Genomic DNA, 18948 nt, shown 5'->3' on the forward strand with positions numbered 1-18948 from the left:
TTTGATAAGGACGGTGCCCAAACCCGTTTTTGGCGCCCGCGCCCCTCCGGAGATCAATGCGTTGAGCAATCCCAACCAGAAGTCGTTTCCCGTCACCTGGGACCAGTTTCACCGCGATAGCCGCGCGCTCGCCTGGCGTCTCGCCGGCATGGGCACTTTTGACGCCGTGGTCGCCATTGCCCGCGGTGGCCTCGTGCCAGCCGCCATCGTCGCGCGCGAACTCAATATCCGCACGGTCGAAACCGTCGCGGTGAAGAGCTACGATCACCAGAACCAGAGCGGCATCAAGGTTTTGAAGGAAATCAGCCAGCCCGTCCTCGACATCGTCAAGAACGGCGGCAAGATCCTCATCGTCGATGACCTCGTCGACACCGGCAACACCGCCCGCGTCGTCCGCGAAATGCTCCCCGGCGCCCACTTCGCCACCGTCTACGCCAAGCCCAAGGGCCGCGAACTCGTCGATACCTTTATTACCGAAGTCAGCCAGGACACCTGGATCTTCTTCCCCTGGGACCTCGACGTCGCCTACGTCGCCCCCATCTCCGGCGGCACCGACTGATCTATCCCGCTTATCCCCGCCCCAAGCGGCCATGAGAACCTGCCTCCGCATCAAAGCGGGGGCGGGACGAGCCATATAGCGCGCGGAGGTCAGATAGCATTGACCGGCCGACGCGAATGACCATAGCTTCCTCCAGGCCGCCTGCCGTGGAGCGCAAAATTCCGTCCGACCTGATTATTGAAGGGTTGGCCCAGCTCAGCGTGAAGTTCAACGGCGTCCTGGTGCCCGGTCGCCAGTTGGAAGGTGTGCTTTCGCGATACACCCATAACGTCTTTCTTCATGTCGAAAGCGAGGTGTTTCCGGTCATGCTTCGCGGAAGCGGCACGGCCATCCGGTTCAATGGCCGAGAACTCTTGATTTGCACGCAGCACCAGCTCGGCACGGAAGAACGCGACAAAGTCAGCATGATGACCGAGGGCGGCAAATACCTGATCAGCTCAGGCGGCGAAAGGCACTACCCTAATTCAACCGACACAGACGCATTTGACTTAGTTGCCTTCGACTTCACCGATCCGGTGGCGGACAATCCTGAGCTCAAGTCGAAGTTCTTCAACCTACCCAAGTCGCGTCCGGCGGTAGGCGAGGTTCTTGGTGTCCTCCTGGTCGGCTATCCCTATTCCGATCAGAATTATGACATCGACGAGGACGGCAATCGTCATATCGGTGTGGGACGCCGCCTTGTTCTCTGTAAGCACGACCCAAAAGCGCCTGCCGATATAGCCTTAGCGCGCGTGGTGCCGACCGAACCTCTGAGGTTCGATCCAGATGGAATGAGTGGCGGTACCGCGTTCCTCCTCATGCATGGCGCAGATGGCTTCGAAGCCATGTTGGGCGGCGTAGTCGTCAGAGGCGGGAGCGAGGGTTTCTATGTCATAAAGGTCGGCATGGTGCTGGATTTCGTGAAGTCGATCACCGCGCAGTGGTCGGATCATGCTCCGGAACGAACCTCTACAGGTGTGTCCTAATCTTCCCCGCCGAAACGGCGGGTGCTTCCTTGGAACGGAGGCAAGCGGTTGTCGAGGCGGCGTAACCTCTAGACCACTATCTCGCAAAGGATCTGACTACCGCCCCTTCGTCCCCAGCCAAATGACATGCCGCGCGCCGCGACCGCTGCTGCGGGCGCGCACTTTTACCTCTTCCACGGCAAAGCTCGCGGCTGTCAATCGCTTCACGAATTGGGGGCTAGGATGCGCCGACCAGACGGCGAGCACGCCACCGAGCCGCAAAGCCGCCCATGATTTCCTGAGAGCCGCCAGCCCATAGAGCTGGTCGTTCTGCTCCCGGCTCACGCCGTCCGGCCCATTGTCGACATCGAGCAGGATGGCGTCGTAAGCCCCTTTGCCCGCCGCAATCACCTTGCCGACATCGTCGTTGATGATTGTCACCCGCGGATCATCGAGGCAGGTGCCGAAAACCGGGGTCAGCGGGCCGCGCGCCCAGGCGATGATTTCGGGCACCAGTTCCGCCACGACAATCTCGCTATCCGCCCCAAAGCACCCCAACGCCGCGCGCAGGGTAAAACCCATGCCGAGGCCGCCAATGAGAACCCGCGCCTTTGCCCTGCCGCCGATGCGTTCGGCGCTGAGTGTTGCCAGCGCTTCTTCCGAGCCACTGAGGCGGCTGTTCATCAGCTCATTGGTGCCGAGCATGATGGAGAATTCGTCGCCGCGCTGCATCAGTTTGAGCTGCGTCTTGTCGCCCGGAACATTTGCCGTATCGAGATGTATCCACGGTCTCATGAGCGTCTCGAAACTTGCTGTGTGAGGGATGGTGCGGGCGACGGAATCGAACCCGTACAGCGTTAGCCGAGGGATTTTAAGTCCCTTGTGTCTACCAGTTTCACCACGCCCGCTTGGCTCGGTGGCCCGTGTTTGTCACAAGGCGATGCGCAAGACAATTGCGCCCAGACGATTCTCAACCCCGGAGACGAGATGATCGAACGCATCGAAACCGGCATCGCGCCATCCTCCGCGCCGATCAATGACGCCGTGCGCGCCGGCAAGCATGTTTGGCTCGTCGCCATCGCCGAAGACCCGGTCACCGGCGACATCGTCGAAGGCGGCATCGAGGCCCAGGCCCGCCGCTGCATTCAGAATATCGAGATCGGCATCAAAGCCGCCGGCGGCACGCTCGCCAATCTCGTCATGGTGCAGATCTTTCTCACCGACAGCGCCGACGCGGCGGGCATGAACGCGGTCTATCGCGAATTCTTCACTCAGCAGCCGTTCCCGGTCCGCGCGACCGTGGTCGTCAAGGAACTGCTGGCGAAGGGTCTCAAGATCGAAATCACAGCCACGGCGGTATTGGACTAATGCTGCTCAAACTCGCTCTTCTCGAAGACATCAAGTCCGGCAAGGTCGACGTCATCTTCCGCCGCTGGAACCGTCCGACCGTAAAGCCCGGCGGCACCCTCAAGACCAAGCTTGGCCTGCTCTCGATCAAGTCGATCACCGACATGAGTGCCGACGACGTTACCGATGCCGACGCCAAGCGCGCCGGCTTCAAGGACGTGCCAGATTTCCGCAAATGGCTCGATACGATGAAAGAAGGAAACCTCTTCCAGCGCATCGAAGTGGCGTTCGAAGACTGATCAGAACGGCGTCGGTGCCACGAAGGTCATGAACTCGTGTGTGGTCGGATGGGTAAAGCCCAGTTCCGCCGCGTGGAGTTGCAGCCGGTCCGCCGCCGTAAAATCGTCGCCCTCGGCATAGAAGGCGTCGCCCAGGATGACATGGCCCAGCGCCTTCATGTGCACGCGCAACTGGTGCGTGCGTCCGGTCAGCGGCACGAGTTTCACCCGCGTCGCATTGGCCTCGCGCTCGATGACTTCCCATTCGGTCTTGGCGTGGCGGCCATTTTCATAGTCGACCCGCTGGCGCGGCTTGTTTTCCCAGTCGGTCGCGAGCGGCAGGTCGATGACGCCACTGTCTTCGGCAATCACGCCCGAAACCCGCGCCACATAGCTCTTGGTCGTCTGCCGGTGCTCGAACTGGCTGCCGATGCGGCCATGGGCACGCTTGTTGAGCGCCATCACCAAAACGCCTGACGTATCCTTGTCGAGCCGATGGCACATGCCCGCCGTCGGCCATTTCTGCCGCGCGCGATATTCGATGCAGTCCCAAAGGCTCGGATCCTTGCCGGGCACACTGAGAAGCCCGCTCTGCTTGTCGACCACCAGAATGTCGTCGTCCACGTGGAGGACGTTGAGATAGGGATCGGTGGGCGGGAAATAGTCGAGCAATGTGGGCATGGGACCGGGCATGGACGCCCCTCTAGCAGAGGTTTTGCCATTTGACCAAGCGTTTGCCGCGCCCCGGCCTGCGCGCTATGATGGCCTCATGCACAGCACCACTTTCGCAACTGCGCTCGGCGAATTTGCCCTGGTCTGGACAGACCGCGGCATTCGTCGCGTCTTCCTGCCCGGCGGCGAGCCGGCAGAGGTACAGGAGCGCCTTGCAAAACTGGGTGCCGAACCCGGTACCCCAGATCGCGCCACTGCCGCTGTCCTCGATCAAATCGAGGACTATGCCGATGGCCAGCAGATCGATTTTTCCGCCACTCGCCTCGATCTCGAAGGCGTGCCCGATTTTCATCGGCAATGCTACGCGATCCTTCTCACCATCGGCTGGGGTGCCACGAGCACCTATGGCGACATAGCCCGGCAATTGGGCGATGTCGGCCTGTCGCGCGCTGTCGGCCAGGCCATGGGGGCCAATCCGATCCCCCTCATCATCCCGTGCCATCGCGTTCTCGCCGCGGGCGGCAAGGCAGGGGGCTTTTCTGCTCCCGGCGGTACGTCGACCAAGCGAACCATGCTGGCCCTTGAGGGTGTCAGTCTCGGCGCTCCCCCCGGCCAGATGCAGTTCGTCTTCTGAAGCCATGGGGTTCTCTTTCAGCCAGCGCAGCCGAGTAGCCCGTCAGGTGCGCAAAATTGCCGCCGAGCAGGTCGAAGCTGCTCTGGTGGAGAGCCGGGCGGGCGGTGACTTCGACAAAACCGTCCATGGGCTGCGACGGCGCTGCAAGAAAATCCGCGGCCTCTTACGGCTGGTGCGTCCGAATTTTCCCCATTTTGACGAGGAGAACGCGGCCTTTGGCAATGCCGCCGATGCGCTCTCCGCTGCTCGCGACGCCGCCGTCATTCTCGAAACCTTCGTTGCCCTCGAAAAGCAGGGCGCGCTACAGGCCGTCTCAGCCGAAACGACCGAGCGACTGCGTCGTGAACTCGAGGAAAATGCGCGCCGGGTGGCCAGCGCGCAGGATCGGGCCGCGCTGCTCATCGGCTTTGGTGATGCCATGGTTGCGGCGCAGCAGCGCATCGAGCGCTGGACCGTCAAGGGCAGGGGCTTTGCCTTGCTCGCGCCCGGCCTCGGCAATACCTATGCGCGCCTCCGCAAGCGCATGAAAGCCGCGGAACGGACGGGCCATGACGAGGCCTTTCATGATTGGCGCAAGGACGCCAAGGGCCATTGGTTTCATGTCGGTCTCTTCGAAGACTGCGCCCCCGACAGGTTGGGCGCGCGCCGGGATCAATGCGATACGATGGGCGAGTATCTCGGCGATCATCACAACCTGGCCGTACTGACCGAGCGCCTTACCGCGCTTGCCGGCCCACTTGACGAGTCGCTGGCAAAGGTGATCGACGAGCGCAAGGCAGTCCTCGCCGGCAAGGCCTTCGCCCTAGGCCGGCAGCTGACCGTCGAAAGCCCCGCCGAACTGGTCGCCCGGTTCGAAAAATTCTGGAAGCTGCTTCCAAAGGACACCTGAATATGGCCCAGGAAATCGAGCGCAAATTCCTCATATCCGGCGACGATTGGAAGTCGAATGCGGAAAGCTCGGCCCGCCTGCAGCAGGGCTACCTGTCGACCAGCGCCAAGGCCACCGTTCGGGTACGAATCTATGACGACCGCGAGGCCGTCCTCACGCTCAAAGGCAAGCCCGAAGGCATCGCCCGCGCCGAATTCGAATATGCCATTCCGCTCGAAGACGCCCGCGAACTGATGGAAATGGCGAAGCCCAACATTATCGAGAAGCGCCGCTACCAGGTGCCCTTCGAGGCTCATACCTGGGAAGTCGACGTCTTCGAAGGCCAGCATGCCGGCCTTGTCCTCGCCGAGGTCGAGATGGGCTCGGTCGATGAGCATGTCCATCTGCCGGCATGGCTTGGCCGCGAAGTGTCGGATGACGATCGCTACGCCAATGCCAGCCTGTCGCGAACCCCCGGAATTCCCGAATAACTGCGAATTCCGCTTGAACAGTTCGTTCAGCGCGTTTGATCTCGATCATGGTTGTGCTGTCGCAATGGGCGCATATCTCCAGGGGAACCAATAGGAGAATGCTATGTCCCAGGATTTTGCAGGCAAGGTTGCGTTTGTAACGGGCGGTGCTTCTGGCATCGGTGAAGCCGTGGTCAAGCAGCTCGCGGCGCGCGGAGCCAAGGTCGTGGTGGCCGATCTCAAGCTCGATGGTGCCCAGGCTGTCGTCGATGCGGTCAAGGCCGCTGGTGGCGAAGCAGCCGCGGTGGCGGTCGACGTGTCCAAGGTCGATCAGGTCGAAAAGGCCGTGCAGTTCACCCTCGACACCTATGGTTCGCTCAATCTCGCAGTGAACAATGCAGGCATCGGCGGCAAGGCTGCCAAAGCCGGGGACTACACCTTCGAAGACTGGCACAAGGTCATCGACGTCAATCTCAACTCCGTCTTCTACTCCATGAAATATGAGATCGCCGCCATGCTGAAGGCGGGCGGTGGCGCCATCGTCAATATGGCCTCCATCCTCGGCACCAATGGCTTTGCCAATGCCCCGGCCTATGTTTCGGCCAAGCACGGTGTCGTCGGCCTCACCAAGGCCGCGGCTATCGACTATGCCAAGGAAGGCATCCGCGTCACCGCCGTCGGTCCCGGCTTCATCGAAACACCGCTTCTCGGTTCGGCAACGCCCAAGGAAGTTTTCGATGGCCTGCGCGCCCTGCATCCGGTTGGCCGCCTCGGCCAGTCCGACGAGGTCGCTGCGCTGACTCTCTTCCTCCTCTCCGATGCTGCCTCCTTCATCACCGGGTCCTATCACCTGGTGGATGGCGGTTACGCAGCGCAGTAATTGGTTTCCGGGCCTCCCGTCCTGAGCTAGGTCTTGGGGCGGGAGGTCCGAAATGCTCATCAAGGTCGCCGATCTCGAAGCCATTCGCGATGCGCGGATCGATACGCAGTTCCGCCGCTGGAAGCGGCCCACCGTCAAAGCAGGCGGCACTCTACTGACCGCTGTTGGCCTGCTTGCCATCGATGAAGTCGATCCGGTCAGCCTAGAAGCCATCAGCCGCGAAGATATCAGCCGCGCCGGTTTCCAGGATTTAGCTGCCCTTACAGCCGCCCTCCGAGGCGAGGGGCAGCTCTATCGCATACGCCTTCACCTTGCCGGTGCCGATCCGCGGATTGTCCTCAGGGAGGCCGTCGACAATCTCGATGGGATCGCACCGAAGCTGGCACGGATGGACGCCGCCCAGCCCTGGACCCGGGCCATCCTGACCATCATCCGCGAAAATCCCGGTGTGTCCGCCCAAATCCTGGCCGACCGCCTCGGCATGGAAAAGCAGCTCTTCAAGACCCGCGTTCGCCGCCTGAAAGCCCTTGGGCTCACGGAGAGTCTCGAGGTCGGTTATCGCATCGCCCCGCGTGGTGCTGCGGTTCTCGACGCCACCTAAATCATTGATCCGGCTTGCGGGGCAGGGGGCACACCCGTAGACAGGGTGCATCCTCGCCTTGTGACCCGCCCATGCCAAAGCAGAATATCGCCGCCGCCCTCTGGCTTTCGACGGGCGGGCTTGCCGTCATGTCCGCCATGTCGGCGGCCATCCACGAAGTCGCCGGCACGGTGCCCACCGGCCAGATCATCTTCTGGCGCAGCTTTGTCGCCCTCGCGCCGACCCTGATCTATCTCGCCATCCGACGTGAGCTTGGCCAGTCCGTCCGCACGCGCTACCCACACAAGCACCTGGTGCGCGGGCTTCTCGGCTGCGCGGTGATGTTCTTTTCGTTCGTGTCGCTGCGCTATCTCTCGGTGGGCCTGGCGACCGCGCTGACCTATCTGGCGCCAATCCTCTCGATTGCCGCCGCCATGCTCTTCCTGCGCGAGCGGCCCGGCGCAACCATCTTTGTCGGCGTGGTTCTCGGCTTCGGCGGCATCCTGCTCATGCTTTATCCAACACTGGTTGGAGCAGAGCTGCGCGACGGCACCCTGATCGGTATCGGCGCGGGCATCGCCATGGCCGCCACCAATGCGCTCTCCCGCGTGCAGGTAAAAGATCTCACCCGCACCGAACCGCCCGCCAGTATCGCCCTCTCCTTTGCGCTCATCTGCTCCGCCGTCGGCCTTGCCTCGGCGCTGTTCGGCTGGGTCGAGTTGCAACCCCACGAATTTGCCCTCCTCGCTGGCGCCGGGCTTCTCGGTGGGCTTGGCCATGTCCTGCTGATGGAATCGGTCGCCCGTGCGCCGGTATCGGTGCTGGCACCTTACGAATACACCGGCATCATCTGGGCTTTTGGTTTCGACCTCGTGCTGCTGGGCAATGTGCCGACGCCCTGGGCTCTGGCCGGTGCTTTGGTCGTCGTAGCCGCTGCCGCTGTCGTGGCTTACGGGCAGGGGCGTTTCGGTCGACGCGCTACTGCCAGCGCTTGAAACTCTTGAGATGGCCGAGCGACCCGGTCACCGTCGTGACAATGCGATTGACCGGGCCGGTCACCGGCACCACCATCACATTCTCAACCGCAGGATCAGGCACTTCCAGCGTCGCAAACTGGCTGTCGAGCAGGCTCGTCGGCATATATTCGTGGCTGCGCTTGGCCATCCGTTCGCCGATCACTTCCCGGCTGCCATCGAGATAGACGAACAGCACCGGCTCACCGGCCTTTTCTGTAATGAAGTCACGATAGGCCCGCTTCAGTGCCGAACAGGCCCCGACCGCCACGCCTTTCTTCTTCTCCGCCGCTTCCTTCAGCGCCGCTGCGAGCGCTTCCAGCCAGGGCCAGCGGTCCTCATCGGTCAGCGGAATACCGGCGCGCATTTTCTCGACATTGGCTTCCGGGTGATACTTGTCGCCATCGAGAAAGGGCGCGTGCAAAGCGCGCCCGAGCGCCGCGCCTACGGTCGATTTTCCGGACGAGCTGACGCCCATCACGATGATGATGCGGGCTGGTTCAGACAACTGCGGTGAAGGCGCCATCGACATAGAGAATGTGTCCGTTCACGAAACTGGAGGCATCGGATGCGAGGAAGATTGCGGCTGGGCCCAGTTCTTCCACCTCACCCCAACGCCCCATCGGAGTACGCTGTTCCACCCAGGCGTTGAAGGCCGGATCGGCAATCAACGCCTCATTGAGGTCGGTCTTGAAGTATCCCGGCGCAATGGCATTGACGTTGAGCCCCTTGCGCGCCCAGTCCGCCGCCATGCCGCGCGTCAGGTTGGCGATCGCTGCCTTGGCCGCACCGTAAGGCGCCGCGGTCGGCCGCGCATGGTCGGTCAGGATCGAGCAAATGTTGATGATCTTGCCGCGCCCGCGCTCGATCATGCCCAGCGCCACGGCCTGGCTGACCGAAAACGTCGCCGTCACATGCGTTGCCATGATCTTCTCGAAATCATCGTGCCGAAAGGTCTCGAGCGGCCCCCGAATCTGCATCCCGGCATTGTTGACCAGAATATCGATCGGCCCGATCTCGCTTTCGCAATGCCGCACCGCCTCGCCGACGCTTTCTGGGCTCGTCACATCGAAGGCGAGCGCGGTTACATCCGCTCCAGTCTCGGCCAGATCCGCCGCCGCCGCTCCGAGTGCCACCTCGTCACGCGCGTTGAGCACGATCTTCGCGCCAGCCCCGGCCAGTGCCTTGGCCATGGCGAGGCCCAGCCCACGGCTCGACCCGGTTACAAGGGCCCGTCGGCCCGTCAAGTCGAATGGCGAGCGTTCGCTCATGGCTGTTCTTCCTCTGTGCCTCCCGCCTTCTTAGCCATCCGCCACGCTGCAAGGCAAGCCATGGTCAAATCTTCCATACAAGAATGTGAAATGGTCGAAATTTGCGCGATCCGCACTTTCCTCGTCTTGCGCTTTATGGTCATTGTCGCCGCCGAGTGCTATGCACCCTGCGCATGGCCCAAAACGCCTCGGATGGCGACGAGACCTCGGAAGGAAAGCTTCATGGCAACTGCGGATATCGGGCTGATCGGCCTGGCGGTTATGGGTTCGAACCTGGCGCTGAATATCGCCGAAAAAGGCTACACCGTTGCCGTGCACAACCGCTCGGCCGGCCGCATCGACGAGTTCGTCGCGGAAGCCAAGGCACAGGGCCTCGACCAGAATACCATCCCGAAGTACGACCTTGCCGAATTCGTGCAGGCAGTGAAGGCACCGCGCTCGATCATCATCATGGTCAAGGCCGGCCAGCCGGTCGACGACATGATCGAGCAGCTCCTGCCGCACCTGTCGCCGGGCGACGCGATCATCGAGTGCGGCAACTCGCTCTACACCGATACGCAGCGCCGCTTCGATTACCTCAAGCCCAAGAACATCGGCTATCTCGGCGTCGGCGTTTCCGGCGGTGAAGAAGGCGCTCGCCATGGTCCCTCGATCATGGTCGGCGGTTCCAAGGAACAGTGGCACAATGCCGAGGCGGTTCTTACCGCGATCGCGGCCCAGTTCAACGGCGAGAGCTGCTGCGCTTATCTCGGCGAAGGTGGCGCTGGCCATTTCGTCAAGATGATCCACAACGGCATCGAATATGGCGACATGCAGATGATCGCCGAAATCTATGGCGTGATGCGCGACGGCCTCGGCATGTCGGCCAAGGAATGCGCCAATGTCTTCAAGGAATGGAACAAGGGTCCGCTCAATTCCTACCTGATCGAAATCACCGGCCACGTTCTCGACGCCGTTGATGACCAGACGGGCAAGCCCCTCGTCGATCTCATCCTCGACAAGGCCGGCCAGAAGGGCACGGGCATGTGGTCCGCCGTCGTCGCCCAGCAGATGGGCGTGCCGGCAACCGCCATCGAGGGCGCTGTCGCCGCGCGCTCGCTGTCCTCGCGAAAATCCGAGCGCGTCGCCGCCGAAGCCATCTATGGCAAGCCGAACCGCGCCAAGACCGACGTGACCCTGGCCGATCTCGAAAAGGCGCTACTCGCCGGCAAGATCGTCTCCTACGCTCAGGGCTTTGCCGTCATCAACAAGGCCTCGGAAGAGTTCGGCTGGTCGCTGCCGCTGGCAACGATCGCAAAGATCTGGCGCGCCGGCTGCATCATCCGCTCGCGCTTCCTCGACCAGATGTCCTCGGCCTATGCCAAGGGCGAAGCTACCAACCTCCTCGTCGTGCCCGATTTCGTCGGCATCATGAAGGACAGCCACCCCAGCCTGCGCAAGGTCGTGGCCGCCGCATCCGTCGGCGAATTCCCGATGATCTGCCTTTCGGCCTCGCTGAGCTATTTTGACAGCTACCGCCAGGCCCAGGGCACTGCCAACCTGACCCAGGGTCAGCGCGACTTCTTCGGCGCCCACGGCTTTGAAATCGAAGGCCGCGGTAGCGACCTGCACGGCACCTGGCCGTCGACCCTCGGCAAGTAAGCTACAAAAATCCGATCCAGCGGCCCGCAACCAGGGCCGCGATCCACAGACCAGCGGACGCCGCCGCCTGCACCCGCAGGCGTGCGGCGATTTCGTTGGTGGCTATCGCGTTGCGCCAGGCCCTGCTGCGGTCTACCGCGACTGCGTTGGCCACGGCGACAAGGACAAGCCCGATCTTGCTCAGGAAGGCGGGGTTGTCGGCATAGTCAGCCGGCCGCACGCTGAAAAGCGCGACGCCTGTCAGAACGGCAACGATGACGCCGAGCTTCGCCGTGCCCGAAAGAAACGGCCCGAGTATCGAGAGCGGCACGGTCTTCGCCCAACCAAGCATCCGGGCGTCGAGCGCCAGGATCGGCCCAAGGATCAGCCCGATTCCCAGGATATGAGCGGCATTGACGAAGAGATAGAGCGTCGAGGATTGCCGCAACGCCACGGCGCCGGGCCAATGCGCCAGCGCGTCCCACATGCCTATTGGGCCGGAATGCGATCGGGATAAATATCGTAGACCTTGTCGCCGATGGTGATGCGCACCGCCTTCATGCGCGGCGAACCGTCGGCATCGCGATTGCCGAGAGCGACGATTTCCTGCCCGACCTCGGCTGCGCCTTCGACAAAGCCCGAGCGTTCGGTCAGGGTGGGATTACCCAGTTCCACGGTCCATATTTCACCCTCGGCATCCACCTCGATAATCGGGTGGGGCGGAGCGATGGTGATGCTGGTAATCGTGCCGGTCAGCTCGATCATGCCGGCCTCGGCCCAGCTCCAGCCATGGTGGGCGAGGGCCGTGCCGGCAAGGGCGGTCGCGGCAAGGATGGCTCCGCCAAGGATCAGGGAGCGGCGACCAAATCGGGGCAGCGTCATATTGATCTCCTGTCGTGCGTCATGCACGCCAGCAGTCTGCGCCTGCTGCTCCCCGAGCGGCAGTCACGAAGGCGCGATCAAAGCGCCTTGAACATCACGTAGCTGTCCACATAGCCGTGAACCGGGTGCTTGAAAGCGAGCGGCAGCGTACCGACGATCTCGAATCCAAGTTTCTGCCACAGCGCAACGGCCCGCGTATTCTTCGAGACCACGTGGTTGAACTGCATGGCGCGGAATCCGCGTTCCTTCGCCACCACCTGCGAATGCTCGCACATGCGCCCGGCAATGCCCTTGCCCTGCGCCTGGGCCGAAACCATGTAGCCGCAATTGGCCACATGCGCCCCGCCGCCGCGCTGGTTGGCCTGCAGGTAATACGTGCCGAGGATAACGCCCTCGTCCTCCGCCACGAAAACCTCGTGCGCCGGCAGGAACCAGTAGTCGAGCACCTGCTGATCGCTCAGGTCGGTGTCGATGGCATAGGTTTCGCCCGCGCGCAGCACGGGTCCCACGATGCCGAGGACGACCGTCCGGTCGGCTTCAGTTGCGGGTCTGATTTTCATTCTCGTCCTCGATGGGAGCTACGCGCAATTGGCCCGGTGGTGGCAAGTCCGGCACATGCGGATGGTCAGCGACACTTGGCCGGTGCGTCAGCTCGAATTTCCAGGCGGCAATGCCGAAAATAACGAGGGAGATGGCCACGGCAATGCCGCAAGCGACGAACGGGGCTCCGGGGAAATAGTGCCCGGTTTCCGGCGCGCTCGTATAGTAGGAGAAGATCTGCGTCGCCCCGAGCGGGCCGATGATCGTCGCCAGCGAACTCGCCGCATTCACCGCGCCCTGCAATTCGCCCTGGCCATTGTCCGGCACCTGCCGGGAGAGCACGCCATTGATCGCGGGCGGCGCGAGGCCGCTCACAGTCCCGACCGCGATGAACAGGTAAAGCTGGTAGACGTCGGCGGAAAAAGCGATGCCGGCAAAAGCCGTTGCGGCAAACAACAGCCCGACAATCCCCACGGCTGGCTCACCGATTCCCTTGGAGAGCGGCCCCGCCAACACGGCCTGGCTGAAGGCAAAGCCGATGCCGAAGGCGCCGAGCGTGCGGCCGATGGTGGAAGAGGTAAAGTTGAACACCTCGACCGTGAAATAGCTGAAGATCGTCGGCAGGGCCTGCGTCGCAAGCTGCAGGAAGAACAGTACGGCAAGCAGCCACAGCACCGACGGATATTGCCGCAGCGCCATCACGGCGCCCAGGGGATTGGCCCGTTTGATATTGAACTTGCGCCGATTTGCCTTCGGCAGGCTTTCCGGAAGCACCAGCAGCCCGAAGAGGAAATTGGCGAAGGCGAGACCGGCCGCCGCAAAGAAGGGCACGCGAGGCCCAAGTTCACCCAGCTCGCCGCCGATGACGGGCCCAATAATGAATCCAAGCCCAAAGGCGGCGCCGATGAGGCCGAACCGATGCGTACGCTTATGCGGCGGGGTGATATCAGCCATATAGGCCGTTGCCGTCGCCAGCGCCGCGCCGGCAATGCCAGCGATGATCCGACCGATGAACAGGTACCAGACGAAGGGCGCGATCGACATCATCAGGTAGTCGAAAGTCAGCCCCAGCAGCGATGCCAACAGCACCGGCCGGCGCCCAAACCGGTCCGATAGATTGCCGAGCACCGGCGAAAATACGAACTGCATCAAGGCATAGGCGAAAACCAGATAGCCGCCGATGACAGCCGCATTGGCAACGCTGCCGCCCGTCAACTCCTCCAGCAGCTCGGGCAGCACGGGCACGATGATGCCCACGCCGATCATGTCGAGCAGAATGGTGATGAGGATGCAGGCAAGGGTCAGTCGGGAGCGTGTCGCAGCTTGCATGCGGTATTCCGTTCCCTTTCAACCACCTAACCCTAGTGTCGCGCAATTGACACGGGCCGCCCCTGCAACGCAAGGGCTGGCAGCTAGTGCGATATGTCGCCAGGCGCTACGTCATATCCGTAGATCCAGCCCAGCCTGTCGAGATGGGCGCGCGGCCCCTGCAACCGCATGACCGTGTCCCGCGCGACTGATAGCGGCCATCTCATATGAAAAATACGGCCATTGCTGGCCGAAAGATTCGCTACGCGGGCGACTCTATGTTGCCGAAGAGCAGCGTAACGCGCAAAGGCGGGTTCTGGTTCGGTGTGCTCGACCAGCAGCGGCCCCAGCGTTGCCGCATCCTCGATACCCATGGCGGCGCCCTGCGCCTGGAACGGCACCATGGCATGCGCCGCATCCCCAATGATGCCGATATTTCCGCGGTGCCAGACAGGTGTTGTCACCGTGTAGAGCGGCCACGGCGTCCAGCTTTCGCCGGCAGCAGCCAGAATCACGCCCAGCGCACCTTTGCCCTTCAGTTTGGGCTTCTTGGGATTGTCCTCCGCCTTGCCCGGCAGGAACAGAGCCAGATTGACCTGTTTGCGGTGCGGCAGCGGATAGCAGACGAGATGATGGCCCGAACCGAAGAACACCGAGACGCGATCTCCAGCGATTTGGCTCGCGATCGAATCGGCCGGCACAAGAGTGCGCCAGGCAACGCGCCCACCAAATTGCGCTTCCGGGCCTTCCAGCAACTGCCTGCGCGTCTGCGAGTGGACGCCGTCGGCCCCGATGAAGGCATTGGCGCGCGTCGTCCGCGTCTGGCCATTGGCCTCGTCTACGGCCACGGTGACGCCGCGCGCATGGGAAACCACGTCCCAGCCGCGAACGCCAAAAATGATGTCGATATTGGCAAAGCGTCGCGACGCCTTGTAGAGCGCATCGGCCAGATCGGCCCGGTGCATCACGGCATAGGGCGCGCCAAAGCGCTGCTCCATGATCTCGCCGAACTCCATGCTGAAGAACGGCTTGGATTGCCCGTGTTGGTAGGTGTCGAGCGCGGTCGGTTTCAGTGCGATCCGGGACAGGGAGTCGGAGAGGCCCAGCCGGTCGAGAACGCGGCGCGCATTAGGGCTGATCTGGAGGCCGGCCCCGGCCTCCTGAATCCCCGTATTGCGTTCGAGCACAACCACCGTCGCCCCGAACTTTGCCAGGGTCAACGCCAGCGTAAGGCCGGAAATACCCGCTCCGGCAATGACATAGTTACGGCCCGTGGCGGGCATGGTCAAACTCAGGCAGCGTGCGCCTTGAAGATCGCGGAAGCGGGGTTGGCGTTACCTTCGCCGAGCTCCGGCTTATAGACATAGAGCGTCGAGCAATAGGAGCACACCGCTTCGTTGTCCTTGCCCATATCGATGAAGATATGCGGATGGTCAAACGGGGGCAGGGCGCCGACGCACTGAAACTCCTTGGAGCCAACCTCGATGCTGCGGAGGCCTTCGGTGTTGTGGAAATGGGGCGTGGTGCCGTGTGCCATGGTCAAACCTGTGGGGTCGGTATTTTGCGCCGGACCATAGCCAAGTGATGCTCCGAAAGAAAGAGGTTCGGGGCGCGGAGTTTGCCGCACCCCCACCCTCATTCCCTCCCCACAAGGGGGAGGGAGGCGCTTGCCTCAGTCGTCGCGGTTCCATCGTCTCCCTCCCCCTTGTGGGGAGGGATTAAGGGTGGGGGTATGCGGCAAGGCGCTGAAACAGCCGTGATTCACTGGCACACCCACGCCGACCCAGCTAAACACTCCCGCAAAAGGAGCCCGCCCATGCCCCAATTCCAATCCAGCGGATATTCCCTCGCCTACGAAACCGTCGGGAACGGGCCCGCTGTCCTTTGCATTCACGGCTTTGCCTCAAGTGGCAAGGTCAACTGGATCGATACCGGCTGGGTCGAGACCCTTGCTGGCGCGGGCTACAAGGCAATCACCTTCGATCACCGGGGCCATGGTCAATCGGACAAGCCGCATGATCCCGATGCCTATTATCCAGAGCGCATGATGGAGGACAGCCTCGCGCTGCTCGATCACCTCGGCGAAAAGCGTGCCGCCGTGCTCGGTTACTCGATGGGCGCCCGCGTCGCCGCCTTCCTCTCCTTCAATTATCCGGAGCGCGTCGCCGCCGCCATTTTTGGCGGCATGGGCATGAATCTCATCAATGGCCTGACCGACGGCAACGACATCATCGCCGGCCTGCGCGCCCCGCGCCTTGCCGACCTGATCCATCCGACCGCGCGCCAGTTCCGCATCTTTGCCGACCACACCGGCTCTGATCGCGAGGCACTCGCCGCCTGCATGGAAACCTCGCGCCAGCCGATGGCGCGCGCCGACGTCCGGCGAATCGAGGTTCCCGTCCTCGTTGCCGTGGGTGAAGCCGACGAAATGGCCGGACCACCAGAGCCGCTGGCTGAATTGCTCCCGCACGGCGAGGCCTTCACGATCCCCAAGCGCGATCACATGCGCGCTACCGGCGATACCAAATTCAAGGCGGCGGCCTTGGAGTTTCTAAGCAGGACATTTCCCATTCCCCCGCAACCGTGAACCAAAGTGCGCGTCAGGGCTTTGTGTTGAACAACCAAATGCCTTATATCGGTAAGTCTCGATAAAGCGGAGTTGGACGCCATGAGCGGCAATGCCCAGAAGTCGGCGCAGATCAAATCGGTTGATCCCGTTTGGGAAGCCGTGCGCGTCGGCGCTCGTCAGATCATCGATTCCGATCCGGCTCTCGGGCAGATGGCATTGACCACCGTGCTCAACCACGATTCCTTCGAGGAAGCGCTGGCGCATCGCCTTGCCTCGCGTCTCGACCATGAAGACGTTTCGGCCGACATCATCCGCCAGACATTTGCCGAAGTGCTGCGCGACAATCCGACCATCGGCGAATCCGCCCGCGTCGATCTCGCAGCCACGCTCGAACGTGATCCCGCCTGCCACCGGGCCATCGAGCCCTTGCTCTATTTCAAGGGCTACCAGGCCATCCAGACCCATCGCTTTGCCCATGCCCTGTTCAAGGCCGGTCGCCGCGATTTCGCGCTCTATCTTCAGAGCCGCGCCAGCCAGGTCTTCCAGGTCGACATCAATCCCGCCGTCCCCATGGGCAAGGGCATCATGCTCGACCATGGCACCGGCCTCGTCATCGGTGAGACCGCCGTGGTCGGGGACAACGTCTCCCTGCTGCAGGGCGTCACCCTCGGCGGCACCGGCAAGGCCGATCAGGATCGGCACCCCAAGATCGGCAATGGCGTCCTCATCGGCGCCGGCGCCAAGGTTCTGGGCAATATCCGCGTCGGCGATTGCTCGCGCATCGGCGCCGGCTCGGTTGTCCTCAAGGAAGTGCCGCCGCGCACCACCGTCGCCGGTGTGCCGGCCAAGGTGATCGGCGAAGCCGGCTGCGCCCAGCCGGCGCTGGTCATGGACCAGATGGTGCTCGTGCACGACAACGGCTGACCGGCAGGGCAAGTCTCTGCCGCAGGTTGTCACCGCTAAAATGACAGTGCCGGGGGTTGCCAGCGGCCCGTGAGGCACTAGATTGCGCGCCAACCCAACAGCAGGACGATTGCCGTGAACCATCCCGAGATCATCAAGCTGCAGAAATTCCTGCAACGCATGTTCAACAACAAGAACATCGACGTCCGTCCCCGCGCCAAGCTCAACGACTCGGTCGAAGTCTTCATCGGCGATGAGTCGATCGGCCTCATCCACGTCGATGACGAAGACGGCGACAAGTCCTACATGTTCTCGATGTCGATCCTCGATATCGATCTGGACGATATCGACTGACCACTTTTGATCGGCGCCGACACTAGTTGGCGCCGATCCTTTCCAGCCACTGACCCATTTCCGCGTCGAAATCACGCCAGGCTGGCAACAAAGTCGCGTCAAAGCTATAGATGGCCGCCAGACCGCTCGCCAGATGCACGGTGCGGACGCATTTGTCCGGCGCATCCGCCTCGATGGCGTCTATGCACTTGGCGACAAAAGGTTTTGGCGCCAGCGCGTCATACCAGATCGCTTCCCCAGCATAGCCATTGCCCTCGAGCTTCTGCCCGATGAGCCCCGGCACGCCCATTTCCGTGCCCTTGGCGAATTGGTGCACATAGACGCTATCGAGCAGCTCGCTGCTGGACTTCGCCCGGGACCGGGGCAGGAGCGTCACGTCGACCCGGCCAAGCGGCAATTCAACCGATAGATCGACCTGGCTGACAAAGCCGCTCTGCATCTGCTCGCCGAAGCGGAACCAGTTCTTGGGGATCGTCAGTTCGCGCCCGCCGACGGTCTGCGCCAGCGCCTCGCCATCATCGAGCGATGGTGCCTTGCGCCCGTCCGATCGGCCCGCTTCATCCACAAGATAAGCGATGCCCAAAGCGGCCAGCATCACCACCAGCGCTATACCCGCCAGGTTCTGCATAAGCCCGGAATTGCGGGGTTCGGAGCGCGGCAAGGCAGTCATGGCCAGCGTTAACCAGTTTTCTGAAGCGGAGGTGACACATCACTTCAGCCGCAATATGGTTACCAAAGAATTAACGTTGCCGAGGGTCGGCGGCATAGGAGGGCAGGGATGACGCGCGAACTTTTGCTTGCGGCGTTCATCATGGGTGTGGGGCTGTGCATTGCGGGCGCCGGGACGCATCTCTATCAGGCGCTGTCCCGCCAGCAGGCCATGCTCCGCATGGATGGGCGAAGCCTTGCCGGCGCTGCCGGGCACCTGGTGATGAGCATCATCTGCGGGCCATACATTATGCTGCACATGGGCTGGCAGCACGAAGACAACAGCACCCTGTCGATGACCTCGGCGCTCATCGGCGCCCTTGTCGGCTTCAGCTGGGCCTTTGTTACCGGCCTCTTCTTCATGAGCCTCTACGTCTTCGCCATTCGCTAAGGCGAACAGGCACTCTGAAATACAACAAGGCCGGCCTCGCTGTGGCGAGAGCCGGCCTTGTTCATCAGGTCCCTATCAGGGATTCTTGGGGCGGGACCCGGAAAACCTACAGCGTGTCTCCTGAAAGTGGGGACCGGTTTCAGGACAAAGACACGCC

Annotated in this window: 26 protein-coding genes and 1 tRNA gene; 15 read left to right on the forward strand and 12 right to left on the reverse strand. The window is 62.4% G+C overall.

Annotated elements, in window-relative coordinates:
* The first annotated feature begins 61 nt into the window (after window positions 1-61).
* Both gpt and NVV77_RS06715 read left to right on the forward strand, forming a co-directional pair.
* Entirely contained in the window at window positions 62-559 is a 498-nt protein-coding gene (gene gpt, locus NVV77_RS06710; RefSeq protein WP_295412264.1) for a xanthine phosphoribosyltransferase, read from the forward strand.
* Window positions 560-675: 116 nt separating this feature from the next.
* Entirely contained in the window at window positions 676-1524 is an 849-nt protein-coding gene (locus NVV77_RS06715) for a hypothetical protein (protein ID WP_295411697.1), read from the forward strand.
* A 96-nt stretch (window positions 1525-1620) separates the two neighbouring features.
* Here NVV77_RS06715 and NVV77_RS06720 read toward each other — a convergent pair whose 3' ends face one another.
* Window positions 1621-2298, reverse strand: coding sequence for a hypothetical protein (locus NVV77_RS06720; RefSeq protein ID WP_295411698.1), 678 nt, complete (start codon window positions 2296-2298; stop codon window positions 1621-1623).
* A gap of 29 nt (window positions 2299-2327) precedes the next feature.
* Window positions 2328-2411, reverse strand: a tRNA-Leu gene (locus NVV77_RS06725).
* A 79-nt stretch (window positions 2412-2490) separates the two neighbouring features.
* On the opposite strand from NVV77_RS06725, the gene NVV77_RS06730 reads away from it, so the two are divergent.
* On the forward strand, window positions 2491-2871 hold the full coding sequence (locus NVV77_RS06730; RefSeq protein WP_295411699.1) for a RidA family protein: 381 nt from the start codon (window positions 2491-2493) through the stop codon (window positions 2869-2871).
* Window positions 2871-3149, forward strand: coding sequence for a hypothetical protein (locus NVV77_RS06735; protein ID WP_295411700.1), 279 nt, complete (start codon window positions 2871-2873; stop codon window positions 3147-3149). The genes NVV77_RS06730 and NVV77_RS06735 overlap by 1 nt, the downstream gene beginning before the upstream one ends.
* On the opposite strand, the gene NVV77_RS06740 is transcribed toward NVV77_RS06735, so the two are convergent.
* Window positions 3150-3821, reverse strand: coding sequence for an RluA family pseudouridine synthase (locus tag NVV77_RS06740; protein WP_295411701.1), 672 nt, complete (start codon window positions 3819-3821; stop codon window positions 3150-3152).
* Between the two features lie 76 nt (window positions 3822-3897).
* Between NVV77_RS06740 and NVV77_RS06745 the strand changes: the two genes are divergently transcribed.
* The 6 genes from NVV77_RS06745 to NVV77_RS06770 all read left to right on the forward strand — a co-directional run bounded on the left by NVV77_RS06745 (window position 3898) and on the right by NVV77_RS06770 (window position 8227).
* Window positions 3898-4434: a methylated-DNA--[protein]-cysteine S-methyltransferase gene (locus tag NVV77_RS06745; RefSeq protein WP_295411702.1), complete on the forward strand. Its 537-nt coding sequence runs from the start codon at window positions 3898-3900 to the stop codon at window positions 4432-4434.
* 46 nt (window positions 4435-4480) lie between these two features.
* Window positions 4481-5323 carry a CHAD domain-containing protein gene (locus tag NVV77_RS06750; RefSeq protein WP_295411703.1) on the forward strand — a complete coding sequence of 281 codons (843 nt, stop codon included), beginning with the start codon at window positions 4481-4483 and terminating at the stop codon, window positions 5321-5323.
* Window positions 5324-5325: 2 nt separating this feature from the next.
* The gene (locus NVV77_RS06755) at window positions 5326-5793 is read left to right on the forward strand and encodes a CYTH domain-containing protein (protein WP_295411704.1); all 468 of its coding nucleotides are present in this window, start codon (window positions 5326-5328) and stop codon (window positions 5791-5793) included.
* 103 nt (window positions 5794-5896) lie between these two features.
* Complete coding sequence (locus NVV77_RS06760) at window positions 5897-6652, forward strand: SDR family NAD(P)-dependent oxidoreductase (protein WP_295411705.1); 756 nt, start codon at window positions 5897-5899, stop codon at window positions 6650-6652.
* 52 nt (window positions 6653-6704) lie between these two features.
* The gene (locus NVV77_RS06765) at window positions 6705-7253 is read left to right on the forward strand and encodes a winged helix-turn-helix transcriptional regulator (protein WP_295411706.1); all 549 of its coding nucleotides are present in this window, start codon (window positions 6705-6707) and stop codon (window positions 7251-7253) included.
* 71 nt (window positions 7254-7324) lie between these two features.
* Window positions 7325-8227 (forward strand): DMT family transporter, encoded by a 903-nt coding sequence (locus tag NVV77_RS06770; protein ID WP_295411707.1) that lies wholly within the window; start codon window positions 7325-7327, stop codon window positions 8225-8227.
* On the opposite strand, the gene NVV77_RS06775 is transcribed toward NVV77_RS06770, so the two are convergent.
* Complete coding sequence (locus tag NVV77_RS06775) at window positions 8211-8753, reverse strand: gluconokinase (protein ID WP_295411708.1); 543 nt, start codon at window positions 8751-8753, stop codon at window positions 8211-8213. The genes NVV77_RS06770 and NVV77_RS06775 overlap by 17 nt on opposite strands.
* On the reverse strand, window positions 8746-9516 hold the full coding sequence (locus NVV77_RS06780) for an SDR family oxidoreductase (protein WP_295411709.1): 771 nt from the start codon (window positions 9514-9516) through the stop codon (window positions 8746-8748). Before NVV77_RS06780 ends, NVV77_RS06775 begins: the two co-directional genes overlap by 8 nt.
* A gap of 222 nt (window positions 9517-9738) precedes the next feature.
* Between NVV77_RS06780 and gndA the strand changes: the two genes are divergently transcribed.
* Window positions 9739-11157 (forward strand): NADP-dependent phosphogluconate dehydrogenase, encoded by a 1419-nt coding sequence (gndA, locus tag NVV77_RS06785; RefSeq protein ID WP_295411710.1) that lies wholly within the window; start codon window positions 9739-9741, stop codon window positions 11155-11157.
* Between the two features lies 1 nt (window position 11158).
* On the opposite strand, the gene NVV77_RS06790 is transcribed toward gndA, so the two are convergent.
* From NVV77_RS06790 to NVV77_RS06815, 6 genes are all read right to left on the reverse strand, one after another.
* On the reverse strand, window positions 11159-11623 hold the full coding sequence (locus NVV77_RS06790; RefSeq protein ID WP_295411711.1) for a DUF2214 domain-containing protein: 465 nt from the start codon (window positions 11621-11623) through the stop codon (window positions 11159-11161).
* 2 nt (window positions 11624-11625) lie between these two features.
* Window positions 11626-12018 carry a DUF6152 family protein gene (locus tag NVV77_RS06795; protein ID WP_295411712.1) on the reverse strand — a complete coding sequence of 131 codons (393 nt, stop codon included), beginning with the start codon at window positions 12016-12018 and terminating at the stop codon, window positions 11626-11628.
* A 77-nt stretch (window positions 12019-12095) separates the two neighbouring features.
* Window positions 12096-12578 (reverse strand): GNAT family N-acetyltransferase, encoded by a 483-nt coding sequence (locus tag NVV77_RS06800; RefSeq protein WP_295411713.1) that lies wholly within the window; start codon window positions 12576-12578, stop codon window positions 12096-12098.
* Window positions 12556-13887 carry a TCR/Tet family MFS transporter gene (locus tag NVV77_RS06805; protein ID WP_295411714.1) on the reverse strand — a complete coding sequence of 444 codons (1332 nt, stop codon included), beginning with the start codon at window positions 13885-13887 and terminating at the stop codon, window positions 12556-12558. Before NVV77_RS06805 ends, NVV77_RS06800 begins: the two co-directional genes overlap by 23 nt.
* Before the next feature lie 83 nt (window positions 13888-13970).
* Window positions 13971-15149 carry an FAD-dependent monooxygenase gene (locus NVV77_RS06810; protein ID WP_295411715.1) on the reverse strand — a complete coding sequence of 393 codons (1179 nt, stop codon included), beginning with the start codon at window positions 15147-15149 and terminating at the stop codon, window positions 13971-13973.
* 8 nt (window positions 15150-15157) lie between these two features.
* On the reverse strand, window positions 15158-15403 hold the full coding sequence (locus tag NVV77_RS06815) for a zinc-finger domain-containing protein (protein ID WP_295411716.1): 246 nt from the start codon (window positions 15401-15403) through the stop codon (window positions 15158-15160).
* 279 nt (window positions 15404-15682) lie between these two features.
* On the opposite strand from NVV77_RS06815, the gene NVV77_RS06820 reads away from it, so the two are divergent.
* The 3 genes from NVV77_RS06820 to NVV77_RS06830 all read left to right on the forward strand — a co-directional run bounded on the left by NVV77_RS06820 (window position 15683) and on the right by NVV77_RS06830 (window position 17692).
* On the forward strand, window positions 15683-16453 hold the full coding sequence (locus NVV77_RS06820; RefSeq protein ID WP_295411717.1) for an alpha/beta hydrolase: 771 nt from the start codon (window positions 15683-15685) through the stop codon (window positions 16451-16453).
* A gap of 81 nt (window positions 16454-16534) precedes the next feature.
* A complete protein-coding gene (gene cysE, locus NVV77_RS06825; RefSeq protein ID WP_295411718.1) occupies window positions 16535-17359 on the forward strand; it encodes a serine O-acetyltransferase in 825 nt (274 codons plus the stop codon).
* Between the two features lie 114 nt (window positions 17360-17473).
* Complete coding sequence (locus NVV77_RS06830) at window positions 17474-17692, forward strand: DUF3126 family protein (protein WP_035083286.1); 219 nt, start codon at window positions 17474-17476, stop codon at window positions 17690-17692.
* A gap of 22 nt (window positions 17693-17714) precedes the next feature.
* Here the strand turns inward: NVV77_RS06830 and NVV77_RS06835 are convergent, their stop codons facing one another.
* A complete protein-coding gene (locus NVV77_RS06835) occupies window positions 17715-18362 on the reverse strand; it encodes a hypothetical protein (protein ID WP_295411719.1) in 648 nt (215 codons plus the stop codon).
* Window positions 18363-18470: 108 nt separating this feature from the next.
* On the opposite strand from NVV77_RS06835, the gene NVV77_RS06840 reads away from it, so the two are divergent.
* Window positions 18471-18791, forward strand: a complete 321-nt coding sequence (locus NVV77_RS06840) for a hypothetical protein (RefSeq protein ID WP_295411720.1) — start codon at window positions 18471-18473, stop codon at window positions 18789-18791.
* Window positions 18792-18948 lie beyond the last annotated feature (157 nt).

The organism is Devosia sp., assembly GCF_024707125.1.
In the GTDB taxonomy this organism is placed as follows: Bacteria; Pseudomonadota; Alphaproteobacteria; order Rhizobiales; family Devosiaceae; genus Devosia.